The organism is Haladaptatus ordinarius (assembly GCF_054177595.1).
On the sequence record NZ_JBPEHH010000033.1, the window covers coordinates 20,152 to 35,074 of the forward strand.

A 14,923-nucleotide genomic window follows, 5' to 3' on the forward strand; every position below is an offset into this window, starting at 1 on the left:
ACATTGCTGTCTCTCCGGTATCTACGAGATGCGATGTATTATTTATAAACGTACCGATGAGATTTCTCATTTCATACCTTCACTTTCGCGTACACAGCCCTCTGGTTCAGTTCTGACAGAATAGATTTCTTGTTACAGGATGTTTATTTTCTAATAAGGAAAGCTATACTCTACGGACGTGTCCGGACGACCCGTTCGGAGCCACCGAATCGCCGACCCTGGAGACCCGAACGTCGCGCTCGGTGTGGTCACCGCTTCGTTCGAAACCGGTCCCTCGTTCGAGGAGCGGGAGGAGACGCCGGAGGTCGGTTTCCTGGCCGTCGGTCTGGAGCAGTTCGACCGCCCGTTCGACGCTCTCGATTCGTCGCTGGAGTCGTTCGTACCGCGCTTCGAGCTCGACCCGTCCCTCCCTGAGTGCGGTTCGTCCCTCCCGAATTGCATCCCGTGATTCGCGGAGGGTCGTCACCGTCTCGCGCGTCGTCCGAAACACCATGTCCGAGTAGATGGGCTTCGTGAAAGTAATCCTACTGGCTGAACCGAGGTGCGGTCACGAGTAACGAGCGTCGGTCGCCCGGCCACGAACGTTTTGGAACTTCGCCTCCATCCTCCCACCGATGTCCGAATACGAAAACGACGTTCTGGTTTCGGCGGACTGGGTCGAAGACCACATCGAGGAGTTCGAGAGCGACGACCCGGCGTACCGCCTCGTAGAGGTAAACAGCCCCGAATCGCCCGACGAGGACTTCCCGTCGCGCTACGACCAGGGACACGCTCCCGGCGCAATCGGGATGCAGTGGGACGAAGACCTCTCGGACGAGACCGAGCGCGACATCCTCAAAAAGGAGAACTTCGAGCAGATCGTCGGCGAGGCCGGCATCAGCGAGGATTCGACCGTCGTCTTCTACGGCGACGGCTGGATACCGAACTGGTTCGCGCTGTTCGCCTACTGGGAGTTCAAATACTACGGCCACGAGGACGCTCGCGTGCTGAACGGCGGGAAGGATTACTGGGTCGAAAACGACTATCCCATGACCGACGACGAACCCGACCACTCCGCACAGGAGTACAACGCCAGGGGGCCGTTCGAGAGCATCCGAGCGTACAGAGACGACGTCGAGAAAGCGATGGAGTCGGGCCTTCCGATGGTGGACGTTCGGTCGCCCGAGGAGTTCACGGGTGAGGTCATCGCGCCCGAGGGCATGCGGGAGACGGCCCAGCGCGGCGGGCACATCCCCGGCGCGAGCAACGTCCCGGTCGCGGACGTGCTAGACGACGACGGACTGTTCAAATCGGCCGACGAACTGCGCGAGCTCTACGCCGAGCACGGCGTCGACGGCGACGAGTCGGTCATCACCTACTGTCGCGTCGGCGAACGCTCCTCCATCGAGTGGTTTGCACTCTACGAACTGCTCGGCTTCGACGACGTGCGCAACTACGACGGGTCGTGGACCGAGTGGGGGAACATCGTCCGCGCACCCATCGAAAAGGGCGAGTAGCGACACTCCTTTTTTCCGGCACGACGAATAGCCACCATCACCGACATCCACGAACTCGTCGCCGACCTCTACGCCCACCTCGAAGCGACCGCTTCCTTACCGGTCGCCACGAGACCGAGCCAGTATCTCGGTGAGGCTCAGGCGGTCGTCGGCGACGCGAGAGACGCACCGGAATCGGTCGTCGAAACGCGCGTCTCGCAGGCCGACGAACTGCTCTCGCACGTCGAGGAGACGGGGAGCGAGGAGGCGGACGAACACGTCGAGCAGGCGCGAGAACTGACGACGCGCATCTTGGCCGAACTCGAGTGATACCGCGACGATTCGACAGCAAGCTCTGTCGCTTCGGGAGGCTTTAACCCGCCCCAGCACCCTTATTCGTACTCATGGACGACGCGCCAGAGAAAGCCGAGGGGTTGCGGAGCCGAGAAGTAACCGAGGGGCCGGAACGCGCCCCCCATCGCGCCATGTTCCGTGCGATGGGGTTCGACGACGACGACCTCTCCTCGCCGATGGTCGGGGTGGCCAACCCCGCCGCCGACATCACGCCCTGTAACGTCCATCTGGACGACGTGGCCGACGCGGCAATCGAAGGGGTCGATTCGGCGGGCGGGATGCCCATCGAGTTCGGCACCATCACCATCTCGGACGCCATCTCGATGGGCACCGAGGGGATGAAAGCGAGTCTCATCTCGCGCGAGGTCATCGCCGACAGCGTCGAACTCGTCGCCTTCGGCGAGCGCATGGACGCCCTCGTCACGGTCGCGGGCTGTGACAAGAACCTCCCCGGGATGATGATGGCGGCCATCCGCACCGACCTGCCGACCGTCTTCCTCTACGGGGGTTCCATCCTCCCCGGCCACCACGAGGGCCGCGAAGTCACGGTGCAGAACGTCTTCGAGGGCGTCGGCGCGGTGGCCCACGGCGACATGACCGAAGACGAGTTGGTCGAACTCGAACACGACGCCTGCCCCGGCGCGGGGTCCTGCGGAGGGATGTTCACCGCGAACACGATGGCCTCCATCAGCGAGGCCCTCGGACTCGCGCCGCTCGGCTCCGCCAGCCCGCCCGCCGAATCCGAAGGACGTTACGAGGTGGCAGAACGCGCCGGGGAACTCGCCCTCGATGCGGTGGAGAACGACCGCAAACCCTCGGACATCCTCTCTCGGGAGTCGTTCGAGAACGCCATCGCGGTACAGGTGGCGATGGGCGGCTCCACGAACGCGGTGCTCCACCTGCTCGCGCTCGCGGCGGAGGCGGGTATCGACCTCTCCATCGAGGATTTCGACGACGTCTCGCGCCGGACACCAAAGATAGTCAACCTCCAGCCCGGCGGGACGAAGGTGATGAAAGACCTCCACGACGAAGGCGGGGTGCCGGTCGTCCTCCGTCGCTTGCTCGACGCCGGACTCGTCCACGGCGACGCGATGACGGTGACCGGACGCACGCTCGCGGAGGAACTCGACCGTCTCGACCTGCCCGCCGACGACGCGTTGGACGCCGAGTTCATCCGACCCGTGGACGACCCCTTCAGCGACGAGGGTGCGATAAAGATTCTGACGGGCAATCTCGCACCTGACGGCGCGGTGTTGAAGGTCACGAAAGACGACGCCTTCCACCACTCCGGCCCGGCACGCGTCTTCGAGAACGAGGAGGATGCGATGCGGTACGTCCAGGAGGGTGATATCGAGTCGGGCGACGTGCTCGTCATCCGCAACGAGGGGCCGCGCGGTGGTCCCGGAATGCGTGAGATGCTCGGCGTCACCGCGGCGGTGGTCGGACAGGGCCACGAAGACGACGTCGCACTGCTCACCGACGGGCGCTTCTCGGGAGCGACCCGCGGGCCGATGGTCGGGCACGTGGCACCCGAGGCTCGTGATGGTGGCCCCATCGCGGTACTCGAAGACGGCGACGAAGTGACCGTGGACATCCCGAACCGGGAGCTTTCGGTCGCGCTCTCGGACGAGGAACTGACCGAGAGGATGGACGACTGGGAACCCGACGACCCGCCGTACACGACCGGCGTGCTAGCGAAGTACGGAACGGCGTTCGGGTCGGCCGCGAACGGTGCGGTGACGAATCCGGGCGCGAAGCGAGAGTGAGGACACCGCCCCTGAGGAGACGGAAGAAAGACCGTCACGCCGACGAGGTGTGTCGAACCCAGTCGTCCGTCGGGACCTGCGCCCGAGGTGACGACGACGACTTTTCCGCCGAGCTTTATAAATGAATCCAGCCGGTTCGTCGTGTATTTCGGTGACAAATTCCAATCCTTAGTAGAATGTATCTAAAACTGACCTACCCTCGACCGCACAGATTGGACAGATTTGGCCACCGGTGACCTGATTTCGTCGTAGCAGATAGAATATCTAAGAGTGAAAATCTAACCAAAAATATCCTGGTTTGTCGAATATTTCTACTAAAAACCGAAAATGTTTTCGTATGGTTATCGATGACATTGGGAGTGTATGACGAGTAGTGTAACACAGACGTGGCAACGGTATCGGTCGGTACCCATTATTTACCGTATCGCGGCCGCGTTCGTCCTCGGTTCTATCGTCGGAATCGCCGTCGGGAAACCGGCAGCCTCCCTCCAACCACTCGGCGACCTGTTCGTTCGATTGCTGAAGATGGTCATCGTCCCCATCGTCGTCTTCACCCTCATCATGGCGGCACGGAACCTCTCACCGACGAACCTCGGCAAAATCGGCGTCGAGGTCGTCGCGTTGTATCTCCTCACGACGATGGTCGCCATCGCCATCGGTCTCGGCATCAGCAACCTCATCGACCCCGGCGTCGGAATCGAACTGGCGAAGAACGCCAACGTCAACACGGAGCAGGCTCCACCGCTCGGGGAGGTCCTCCTCGGAATCGTTCCGGAGAACCCCATCCACGCGATGGCAGAGGGGAAGATGCTCGGCGTCATCTTCTTCTCGCTCGTCTTCGGTATCGGGTTGACCGTCGTCCGAGACGAAGCCGAACCCGGGTCGAAACTCGACGAAGGCGTCTCTGCCGTCTTCGACGCCGTCGAGGTGGGTGCGGAAGTGATGTTCAAAGTCGTCTGGGGCGTGATGGAGTACGGCGTCATCGGCGTGTTCGCCCTGATGGCCGCCCTGTTCGGCCAGACCGGCATCGGCGCTATCGTCTCGCTGCTCAAACTCGTCGCGTCGCTGGCCATCGCCATCGGTCTCCACATCGCCATCGTCTACTTGCTCGTCATCATGCTCGGCCTGGTGGGCAAATCGCCCATCGACTTCCTGCGCGGCGGGAAAGACGCCATGATGACCGCGCTGAGCATCCGGTCGTCCAGCGGGACGCTCCCGGTGACGATGTCCAACGCGGACGAAAACCTCGGCATCGACGAGGGCGTCTACAGTTTCTCGCTGCCGCTCGGCGCGACGGTGAACATGGACGGCACCGCGATGTACCTCGGTATCGCCGCCATCTTCACCGCCAACGTGGTCGGCAAGTCGCTCACGCTCGCCGAACAGTTGAGCGTCCTGCTCACGGCCCTGCTCGCCAGCATCGGCACGGCGGGCGTGCCCGGCGCGAGTCTCATCATGATGTCCGTCGTGTTCACGCAGGTCGGCCTGCCGCTCTCGGCCATCGCGATGGTCGCGGGCGTCGACCCGCTGCTCGACCGGATGCGCACCATGAACAACGTCACTGGTGACCTCGCGGTAACGACCCTCGTGGCGAAGTGGAACGACGCGGTCGACTTCACCACCGGCGTCTGGGCCGACGACAGCACCGGTTCGGGCAGTCTGGCGAACAACGTTACGACCGACGACTAACGACCGACGACACTTTTTCAACAGTATGCAACACGAACCCACGACTGACACGACTCGGAGCAACGAGCTAGTCGACCGCGCCCGCGCGGTCATCCCGGGCGGGGCCCAGACCGGCTTACGAGCACAGGCCTACGAGACGGGTGAGGTCGCCTTCGACTACGCGGCGGGTGCGACCCTGACGACGGTCGACGACGAGGCGTACACCGACTACCACCTGGGTTTCGGCCCCATCGTTCTCGGCCACGCCCACGAGTCGGTCGACGACGCCGCCCGCCGCGCCATCGACCGCGGCGTCCTCTACGGCGCGGGGACGACCGAACTGGAAGTCGAGGTCGCTGAACGCCTGGTCGATTTGCTGCCGAGCGTCGACCAGGTCAACTTCTGCAACAGCGGGAGCGAGGCGACGTATCATGCCATCCGCCTTGCACGGGCGCACACGGGCAACGAGAAGATTTTGAAATTCGAGGGTTGCTATCACGGCTGGCACGACTACGTCGACGTGAGCGTCTACCCGCCCGAAGACCACCTCGGCGAGCAGTATCCCGAATCGGCGGGGATGCTCTCGGCCGCCGTCGAGAACACTCTCGTCGCCCCGTTCAACGATTCGGAGGCCGTCGACGCCGTGCTGCGCGAACACGGCGACGACCTCGCGGGCGTCATCCTCGAACCCGTCCCCCACTCCGTGGGGTGTTTACTTCCTGACCAAGCATTCCTTCAGACACTCCGCGAACAGACGAGAGAGCACGATATCCCGCTCATCTTCGACGAGGTCATCACCGGCTTTCGCCACTCGCCCCACGGCGCGCAGGGCGAGTTCGGCGTCACCCCCGACCTGACCTGCGTCGCCAAAGCGTTGGGCAATGGCTACCCCGTCGCCGCCGTCGGCGGGCACGAGGACCTCATGGCGCAAGCGGGCGGCGACAACACATCCGGCGTCGTCATTAGCGGGACCTACTCGGGTAACCTTCCGGGATTGGCGGCGGCGCGTGAGACCATCGACACCATCGTCGAAGAGGACGTCCAGGACCACCTCACCGAATTGGGTGACGCGTATCGTGAAGGCCTCCGCGAGTTGCTCGCCGACCACGCTCTCGAGGGGCGCGTCGTCGGCCACCGCAGCATCTTCAGCGTGCAGTTCGGCGTGACCGGCGAGCCGGAAACCTACGAAGATGTGCTTGGACTGGACGAGGAGAAGTTCCGAGCGTTTGCGGCGGGAATGCGCGAGCGGGGGCATTTCTTCACGCCGAATCCGTACAAGCGCCACCACCTCTCGTTCGCTCACGGCGACGAGCACCTGACGGCGTATCTCGACGACGCCGACGCCGTGCTGTCCGATTTATAGAATTACAGGCGAGAATACCATGCCCTTGAGGGCGTGGATGAATCGCCGTCTTTGTTCACTTTCACTGCACGGTGCAGTCTTAGGTGCGTTTCGTGCGTATCCTTCACTGTCGATTCGATGGTACTCCATCGGGTTCTGACAGTCCGAAAACTGGCAGTTGACTCGGTGTTTACCTCATCAAATAAGTAAGCCCTCGGACACGCAGACCGACGCAAAATAACCAGGTACCTCCGAATCCATCGCTGGATAGGACTAACGGTGCCGTGGCAGTGCCAGCACCTCGTCGGGGTGTAAACCGTAACCATCCCAACTCAGCAAGACCGGCTTGTGGGAGCCCCGCGTCTTGAGCCGCGGGAGGATGTCACAACGGCTCGTCGCTCTCTTCCCGGGGGTTCGGGATTTTTCACGAAACTCGTCGATACCGGTCGCAGACGAAGACCGAGCCGCCACGCCTCGCAGCGGTTCGGTGTGGTTCTGCCTAAGAACAGCGAGCGGATCTCTCCGAGAGAAGAGGTCTGGTCGGTCTGGAACGACGATGTGACAGGTTCCGCTCAGATAGTGGCGACGGTCCGGCCACTGTGACGGTCGGCCCCGTCGCCAACGTCGGTCGAATCCGGAGCGTACCGACCGTTCGGACTTTGGTCGTCGACCGGAGCGGATGACTGAACCTCTGTGGAACATGTTAACAACCCGCACACTTATGCGGATTGTAATGGATACTGTTACCGGGAAAATGGTAAACGACGATACCAACTGTGGTGGGGAAGCGTCGGACACGAGGAGATATCGAGAGGGAGAGAACACATCAGACGCTGTCGCGGAATCGACAGGTTTCGACCGACGGAGATTCCTCCGATTCGCGGGCGTCGGAGCGTCGGTAACTCCCCTGACGGGCTATCTTGGGTCGGTACGAAATCTACAGAACGCGCTCACCATCGGCGTGCTTGCACCCGAACCGGGGAACAATCCGATAGGCGCGTCGATGGCGAACTCGGCGGAACTGGCCGCGAACGAACTCAATCAGAACGGTGGCATCCTCGGCGGGAACGTCGAGGTCAGCGTGAAAGACACGAAAGAAGACCCATCGACCGGCCAGCGGGCGTATCAGGAGCTCACCGTCGGTGAGCAGGTCGACCTGACGACGGGTGTTTTCACGAGCGAGGTGCTCATCAACCTCATGCCGAGCATCGCCCAACAGCAGACGCTCCACATGAGCACGGGTGCGGCGACGCCCGACGCGAGCAGGCAGGTCTCGCAGAACTACGACCGGTTCAAGTACTTCTTCAGAACCGGGCCGGTCAACTCCCGATTCCTCGGGCGGAACATGGTCACCTTCGCGGAGGCGAACTTCGAGTCGATGGGGTGGAACTCGGTCGCCGTGCTCGCGGAGGACTTCAAGTGGACGGAGCCGATTTCGGCCGAACTCGAAGGTGCGCTGAGCGACACCGGCATCGACGTGCCGGTCAACCAGCGCTACGCGAGCGGGACGGAGAACTTCTCGCCCATCTACGACGACATCCAGAACGCCGGAGTCGACGCGGCGTACGTCGTCATGGCACACACCGGGACGGCGGCGCTCGTCCAGTGGGCGAAACAGCAGCGACCGTTCGGTTTCGGCGGCATCCACGTCCCGATGCAGTTGCCGTCGTACTACCAGTCGGTCAACGGTGCGAGTCGGTTCGCCGTGACCCAGAACTCCGCGACGCCGACGAGCGAGATTACCGAGAAGACGGTTCCGTACGCGAACGCCTACCAGGAGTCCTTCGACCGGTTGCCCGTCTATACCGGGTACATCACCTACGATGCGGTCAACCAGTACGCCGCCGCGGCCGAAGAGGCGGGGAGCAGGGAGGCCGAAGAAATCATCCCGGTCCTAGAGCAGATGTCGTTCACGGGGACGACGACGTCGTCGCTCGAATACTACGGTCGGGACCACCAGTTCACGCACGACGTGAAGTACGGGGAGCAGTTCGCCTGGCCGGTCTGGCTCCAGTGGCAGGAGACGGACGGGAACGGAACTCAGGAGGTCATCTGGCCGGAAGACGTCAAGACGGCCGATTACCAGTCACCGCCCTGGGTGTAAACACCGTCCGTTCTCGACACCATGGTCGACGTACTCAACGTGACGGTCAATGCCGTCTTGATAAGTGCACTGTACGCGCTGGTCGCTATCGGATTCACGCTGATATTCGGCGTCGGTGGCGTCCTGAACCTCGCGCACGGCGCGAACATCACCGTCGGTGCCTTCACGGCGTACTACGTCGTCACCGCGCTGGGAGCCAGCATCTGGGTCGCAGCGGTCGCCGCACTGCTCGTTCCGGGGCTATTCAGTGCCGCACTGTACGCGGGCGTGATACGTTGGGTACAGGACGAACCGATTACGGTGATGATACTGACGCTCGTGACCGCCATCGCAATCGAACAGCTCGTCCTCGTCGTGGAGGGCACACAGCCGAAGGCGATTCCGTCGCTGCTCCCCGGCCAGTTGTCGTTCGCTGGAAGCACCGTCCAGACAAACCTGGTCCTGGTGTTTCTCCTGTCGTGGCTGCTCATCGGGGTGCTGGTGGTGGCGATACACTACACACGGACGGGAAAGGCCATCCTCGCGACGAGCATGAGCACGAAGGGTGCCGCGCTCGTCGGCATCGAGAGCGACCGCATGTACCTCTACACTTGGCTGGTCGCGGGGATGCTCGCGGGCATCGCCGGGCTCTTTCTCGGGTCGTTCAGGACCGCCACCTGGACGATGGGACGAGGGCCGCTAATCCTCTCTTTTTCCATCGTCGTGCTCGGTGGCATCGGTTCCATCCGCGGGAGCGTCGTCGGCGCGTACCTGATCGGCTTCCTCGAAGTGTTCACGGTCTCGTACGTCGATTCGAGCCTGAGCGGGCTCGCGTCGCTCGTCGTCCTGGTCGGTGTGCTCCTGCTCAAGCCCGAAGGACTGTTCGGTCGTGAACTCGCGGAGGCCTGACCCATGGCGGACGACTTTCCCACCGAACGGCGGACGTACCGGGACCTCCTCGACCCGACTTCACTCTCGCTCCGTCACCAGCTCGGCATCCTCGGCCTCCTCGGACTCGGCTTGCTCCCGTTCGGCGTCGAACCACTCACCGTGTTGAAGCTCACGGGTGCGTTCTACTTCGCCGTCTTCGCGATGAGCTGGGACGCCGTCTCGGGGTACACCGGTCAGATTAGCTTCGGTCACGGTCTCTTTTTCGCCGTCGGGGGCTACTCGTCGGCACTCCTCAATCTCGAACTGGGAATCGACCCGCTCGTCGCGATACCAATCGGAACCGTCGTCGCCGCGTTCGCCGGAATCGTCATCGGCGTTCCCGCACTCCGGTTGGAGGGGCCGTACCTGTCGCTGGTCACGCTCGTCGCGCCGCTCATCCTGCTACAGATCTTCATCGTGTTCAGCGGGACGTTCGGTGGGGAACTCGGCCTGGCGAGTCCCGACGAACTCCTCTCGTTCGAGGACTTCCAGACGGTGATCACGGCCAACTACTACCTCGCATTCTTCCTGTTCGCGTTCGTATTGCTCTTGTTGCTCGCCGTCACGCGCTCGGACGCGGGGGCGGTGTTCACCGCCATCCGCGAAGACGAGAGAGCGGTCTCGGCAGTCGGCCTCAACCCGGCCAAATTCAAGATATTCGCGTTCGTCCTGAGCGCCGCCGTCGGCGGTCTCGGCGGTGCGGTGTTCGTCCACACGCCCATCGGCAACCCGCAACCGAGTCAGTTGCTCGTCCTCACCGTCAGCATCGAGGTGATAATCGCGAGCGTGCTCGGCGGGATGGGAACCATCGTCGGCCCGGCTATCGGTGGGCTGTTCTTCTACATGTTTCGGGACTATCTGAGTCAACTCGAATGGACGGTGCCGCTGTTCGACGCCCCCATCGCAGAACTCGACTTGCTCCTGTTCTCGGTCGTCACGCTCGCACTCCTGTTTTTCCTCCCTCGTGGTATCGTCCCGTGGGCGGTCAGGAACGGACGGCGCATCGTGGCCCGGAAGAACGGAGACGCAGAGCAGGTGCTCCCGGATGGAGGCTCGAATGGAGACCCTGATGGAGGTGGCGACGATGAGCGCTGATCAGTCTTCGACCGGCGAAGCGGAAACGACGTACGAACCGACCGACGGCATCCTCGTGTTGGACAGCCTGACGAAGCGATTCGGCGGTCTGACGGCGGTCGACGACCTCTCTTTTGCCGTGGCGGAAAACGAGATACTCGGGTTCATCGGGCCGAACGGTGCCGGGAAATCGACGACGTTCGACTGCGTGATGGGCACGTACCCACCGACCGACGGCACGGTGTGGTATCGTGGCGAGGACGTGACCGCCGAACCGACCTACCGGATGGTCAAGCGGGGGATGGCACGAACCTTCCAGTCGTTCCGGCCGCTCGAAGACCGGAACGTCGTCCAGAACGTCGCGCTCGCACTCGTTCCGGACAGACTCGCGTCAATCTCCGGACTCCGAGGGACGACGCGGCGAGAAGCCGCCGCGATATGCGAACGAGTCGGCCTCGGCGACCGACTGACACAGCGCCCTGATGAGTTACCCCACGCGGGGCTGTTGCGACTCGAACTCGGGCGCGCTCTCGCGACCGACCCGGACCTGCTGTTGATAGACGAACCGTTCGCCGGACTGTCGAGTCAGGAGGTCGCGGAGATATCCGCACTTCTGGAGTCGTTTCGTGACCGCGGCATCACGCTGGTCGTCGTCGACCACAACATGCGCGGCCTCCTCTCGCTCATCGACCGGGTCATCGTCATCCAGTTCGGGTCGAAACTGGCGGACGGAACGCCCGACGAGATAAAACGCGACCCCCGCGTCCGAGAGGCGTACCTGGGTGGTGAGACCGTGTGAGCGCAGACGTCGGTAGCCCCTCGTCACCGCAGGACGAACGCCGGCGCGAGACGGTGTTGCTCGCCGAGAACCTCCGTGTCTCGTACGGCGAGGTGGCCGCACTTCGCGGCATCGACTTCCACGTCGCTGCCGGTGAGATCATCGGTATCATCGGCCCCAACGGCGCGGGGAAATCGACGCTCGCCGACGCCGTCACCGGCCACCACCCCTACGAGGGTCGTGTCACCTACCGTGGACGGGAGGTCGCCGATTCGCGGCCGAGCGACCTCGTCTCGCAGGGGTTGGTTCACTGCACCGAGACGCGGGACCTATTCGGCTACATGAGTGTCGCCGACAACCTCGAACTCGGCACGTACCGCCATCGAGCCGAGAGCGACAATCGACTCGCGTTCGTCTACGACCTATTTCCGACGCTCGAGGACCGGACAACACAGCAGGCCCGAACCTTGAGCGGTGGCGAACAGCAGATGCTCGCCATCGGGCGGGCGCTGATGAGCGACCCGGACCTCCTGTTGCTCGACGAACCGACGCTCGGTCTCGCGCCGGTCGTCTTAGACGACATCAGCGACGGCATCGAGGAGATACGGGACGCCGGCGTCACCGTGCTGTTGTGCGAACAGAACGTCAGATTCACGCTCGAACACGCAGACAGGGTCTACCTGCTCGAGAACGGCCGATTCGAGCGTGAAGGGACGCCGGAGACGCTGCGCGGTGACGAATACATCCGCGATGCGTATCTCGGTGGGTAACGGACCGGCTCGATACTCTCTTCGTCGGTCTCCTTTCGAAGCGCATCTCCGCCGACCAGCAGTCGTGTCACGTATCGTCAATCGTGTCCCGTCGACCGGCGATCGTGTCCTGTCCCCTCGTGCCGTGGTCGGGTGCCGTCTCCCGTGGTGGTCAGACCGGACAGCGTGCGCAGTTTCCCGACGGCCGTTTTCCCCACGTAGCGAGCGACGTCCACTCCCGTCGGCATCGTGTGCAGTTTTCCTAACGAATCGGGCGTGGACGGTTCGTGGGAGGCGTCCCGAAGCCGCCGAACGCCGGCTGTGAGGAGTCGCTCGCACGTGGCGATTTGGCGACGTTCGACCTCACGCCACGTGTGTGCGTCTGTGATGTCGACCGTCTCCTCGGCGATTATCTCGCCACCGTCGAGCGTCTCCCCGATTCGCTGGAGCGTGACGCCGGCCGTCGGTTCGTCGTCGAGGAACTCCCAGAAGCCACCCGGCTGTCCGCGATAGGATTCGAGGTCGCCTCGATGAAAGCTCAACACACCGTGGGTGGGCATCGTCAGAAACTCGCCTTTCAACACGCCGAAGCCGAGCCGGACGACGACGTCCGTGTTCTCACCCACCGTCGTCGCCACGTCGTCGGGTAACCGATTTCCGAAATCGGTAGCTGGAACGGGGCGACAGAGGATGCGCTCGGCGGACGAAACGTCGGCGATGGATTCGACCGGTTTCGGCTCCTGATACGCGGGCGTCGGCGCGAACTGCCGACCGATGCCCGTGAGCGACCAGAGTGGATGCGCGCGCAGGCGGTCGACACAACACGACGCATACTCCCGCATTCCACCCGGAAACGACCTGGCGAGGTAATCGCTCAGGTCGTCGGGAGCGGCGGCGGTGTTGACGACGAGGTGCGTAATTTCGACGTTCGTCTCCGCAATCATCCGTTCGATGGCGCGTTTCATCCACGCGGGAACCGTCTCCCCAGGCAAAAGTACCCCCACCCGAAGTGGTTCTTCCACCGTCCGCAACTGCTGGCCCGTCTGTTCCCCCCCGGTCATCGATTCGCTCGACTGTCCCCGAACGGATTGAACGTCATTCGTAGGAGACATGATTCACCCTACATTTCGAACACACCGTGTTCGTTATACGCAACCTGTTGTCCGAGAATGCTAGATTTACGCCGTCGCTTCGGTGCCCTGAGGACGACCGGGAGCCAGCGCCCCTACTCCCAATGGCACGTGCGACGACCACTGTCCGCGAGGCGTCTCTTGGCGGATGACAAATACGATCGTTCGATGTACAAAAAATTTGACATCTATTGTACTTAAAATCTCGACGATGTATCCCGGATAACCGGAGCGGGAGCGTCCGTCGGTCGGTCGCTCTTCTCACGAATCTGCTCACAGAGCCGGCTCTCTCCTGAGAGTCTTCTCTGGGTGTTCTCTGGGTACTCCGTCCGTCCGTGCTCCGGTGTGTTCTCTTCAGCATCGCTCTCACGGTCGCCATGCCGATCGGCGGCTCACTCGTCAATTCGGTCGGAAAGCAACGAAGCCTCCTGCTCGGGAAGCTCGTCTTGACGGCCGTCATCGTCGTCGTCGGTTCGGCCACATCTGGTTCGTCCCGTTCCTGCTCTACGTGCTCGGTGCGGTCTTCAGCGCGTTCTCGGGGCCAGCGCTCGGTACGATTCGATACGAAACAGCTTCAGAAGGGAACAAAGGAGCGGTTCTCGGCGTCTATTCCGCGTTCTTGTCGGTCGGTCATACTATCAGCCCGCTCTGCCAGTGGGGCGATTGCGTCGGCGACAAGCTACGAACTGGCGTATCTGAGCGTCGCCGTGGTTTGGGGACTCGACGCGCTCGTCCTCGCATGCGCGTTCGCGGTCGATGGCGAACGAATCACTGCACCGGCGGAGCGTGCGACCGCCGAATAATGTTCGAAGCGTTTCATGCCTGAAGTACACTCAATATAGCTCCTAGCGTAGCATCGAATATGAGCGTCATCACCGAAGTTTCCATCGACGCAGGCCAGTTTCGGTTCGGTGAAGTACTCGCCAGCAGCAAGCCGATGCACATCGAACTCGAACGTGTCGTCCCGATGCGACGGGCGGCGGTTCCCTATCTGTGGATCGAAGATACCGACTACTTCGAGTTCGATGAGACGCTGACACAGGAACCACTCGTTGAGAACTTCGACCGACTTGACGAACTCGAAGGTCGTGTCTTGTACCGGATCGAATGGACAGAAAAACACGATATCTTCGCTGGAATAACCGAAGCAAAGGGTGCGTTGATGGAAGGACATGGGGGAGATACGTGGAAGTTCCAGCTCCGTTTCGACGACCACGAACACATCGCGAAGTTCTACAACTATTGTACGAAACACGACATCGCACTTCAGATAGATCGCGTCTACTCGCTGACCGAGGAGTACCGACGGGGGCGGATGTTCGGCTTGACGCCCGAACAGCGCGAGGCCCTCCTGTTGGCCGCGAATCGTGGGTATTTCGAGACGCCCAGCCGAACCACGCTCGACGAACTCGGGGCGGAACTGGACATCAGTTCGCAGGCGCTCTCGAAGCGAATCCGTGGCGGGGTGGAGAAGTTGGTCGAAAATGCGTTGTTAACCACCGCTTGAGATCGAGAGTGGGGATCTCCATTCGTCGTTCGGTATTATATCACGGTTGACGCACCAACCTCCACTT

Annotated in this window: 14 protein-coding genes; 12 read left to right on the top strand and 2 right to left on the bottom strand. The window is 62.3% G+C overall.

Annotation, left to right across the window (positions count from 1 at the left end):
• Nucleotides 1–163: 163 nt before the first annotated feature.
• On the bottom strand, nt 164–493 hold the full coding sequence (locus ACR3FF_RS13560; RefSeq protein WP_458188608.1) for a hypothetical protein: 330 nt from the start codon (nt 491–493) through the stop codon (nt 164–166).
• Between the two features lie 121 nt (nt 494–614).
• Here ACR3FF_RS13560 and ACR3FF_RS13565 point away from each other — a divergent pair, with 121 nt between their 5' ends.
• From ACR3FF_RS13565 to ACR3FF_RS13610, 10 genes are all read left to right on the top strand, one after another.
• The gene (locus ACR3FF_RS13565) at nt 615–1,496 is read left to right on the top strand and encodes a sulfurtransferase (protein ID WP_458188609.1); all 882 of its coding nucleotides are present in this window, start codon (nt 615–617) and stop codon (nt 1,494–1,496) included.
• 45 nt (nt 1,497–1,541) lie between these two features.
• Nucleotides 1,542–1,805: a DUF8152 family protein gene (locus ACR3FF_RS27425; protein ID WP_472850153.1), complete on the top strand. Its 264-nt coding sequence runs from the start codon at nt 1,542–1,544 to the stop codon at nt 1,803–1,805.
• 74 nt (nt 1,806–1,879) lie between these two features.
• Nucleotides 1,880–3,595 (top strand): dihydroxy-acid dehydratase, encoded by a 1,716-nt coding sequence (ilvD, locus tag ACR3FF_RS13575; RefSeq protein WP_458188611.1) that lies wholly within the window; start codon nt 1,880–1,882, stop codon nt 3,593–3,595.
• 363 nt (nt 3,596–3,958) lie between these two features.
• On the top strand, nt 3,959–5,284 hold the full coding sequence (locus ACR3FF_RS13580) for a dicarboxylate/amino acid:cation symporter (RefSeq protein WP_458188613.1): 1,326 nt from the start codon (nt 3,959–3,961) through the stop codon (nt 5,282–5,284).
• Nucleotides 5,285–5,309: 25 nt separating this feature from the next.
• Nucleotides 5,310–6,626 carry an aspartate aminotransferase family protein gene (locus ACR3FF_RS13585; protein ID WP_458188614.1) on the top strand — a complete coding sequence of 439 codons (1,317 nt, stop codon included), beginning with the start codon at nt 5,310–5,312 and terminating at the stop codon, nt 6,624–6,626.
• Nucleotides 6,627–7,338: 712 nt separating this feature from the next.
• On the top strand, nt 7,339–8,709 hold the full coding sequence (locus tag ACR3FF_RS13590; RefSeq protein ID WP_458188615.1) for an ABC transporter substrate-binding protein: 1,371 nt from the start codon (nt 7,339–7,341) through the stop codon (nt 8,707–8,709).
• A gap of 21 nt (nt 8,710–8,730) precedes the next feature.
• Nucleotides 8,731–9,597 carry a branched-chain amino acid ABC transporter permease gene (locus ACR3FF_RS13595; RefSeq protein ID WP_458188616.1) on the top strand — a complete coding sequence of 289 codons (867 nt, stop codon included), beginning with the start codon at nt 8,731–8,733 and terminating at the stop codon, nt 9,595–9,597.
• Between the two features lie 3 nt (nt 9,598–9,600).
• Nucleotides 9,601–10,713, top strand: coding sequence for a branched-chain amino acid ABC transporter permease (locus ACR3FF_RS13600; RefSeq protein WP_458188617.1), 1,113 nt, complete (start codon nt 9,601–9,603; stop codon nt 10,711–10,713).
• Complete coding sequence (locus ACR3FF_RS13605) at nt 10,703–11,491, top strand: ABC transporter ATP-binding protein (protein ID WP_458188618.1); 789 nt, start codon at nt 10,703–10,705, stop codon at nt 11,489–11,491. The genes ACR3FF_RS13600 and ACR3FF_RS13605 overlap by 11 nt, the downstream gene beginning before the upstream one ends.
• Nucleotides 11,488–12,240 carry an ABC transporter ATP-binding protein gene (locus tag ACR3FF_RS13610; protein ID WP_458188619.1) on the top strand — a complete coding sequence of 251 codons (753 nt, stop codon included), beginning with the start codon at nt 11,488–11,490 and terminating at the stop codon, nt 12,238–12,240. The genes ACR3FF_RS13605 and ACR3FF_RS13610 overlap by 4 nt, the downstream gene beginning before the upstream one ends.
• A gap of 77 nt (nt 12,241–12,317) precedes the next feature.
• Here the strand turns inward: ACR3FF_RS13610 and ACR3FF_RS13615 are convergent, their stop codons facing one another.
• Nucleotides 12,318–13,280, bottom strand: coding sequence for a formyltransferase family protein (locus ACR3FF_RS13615; protein ID WP_458188620.1), 963 nt, complete (start codon nt 13,278–13,280; stop codon nt 12,318–12,320).
• A gap of 446 nt (nt 13,281–13,726) precedes the next feature.
• Between ACR3FF_RS13615 and ACR3FF_RS13620 the strand changes: the two genes are divergently transcribed.
• Nucleotides 13,727–14,152, top strand: a complete 426-nt coding sequence (locus ACR3FF_RS13620) for a hypothetical protein (RefSeq protein WP_458188621.1) — start codon at nt 13,727–13,729, stop codon at nt 14,150–14,152.
• 59 nt (nt 14,153–14,211) lie between these two features.
• Nucleotides 14,212–14,856 (top strand): helix-turn-helix domain-containing protein, encoded by a 645-nt coding sequence (locus ACR3FF_RS13625; protein ID WP_458188622.1) that lies wholly within the window; start codon nt 14,212–14,214, stop codon nt 14,854–14,856.
• The last annotated feature ends 67 nt before the right edge of the window (nt 14,857–14,923 follow it).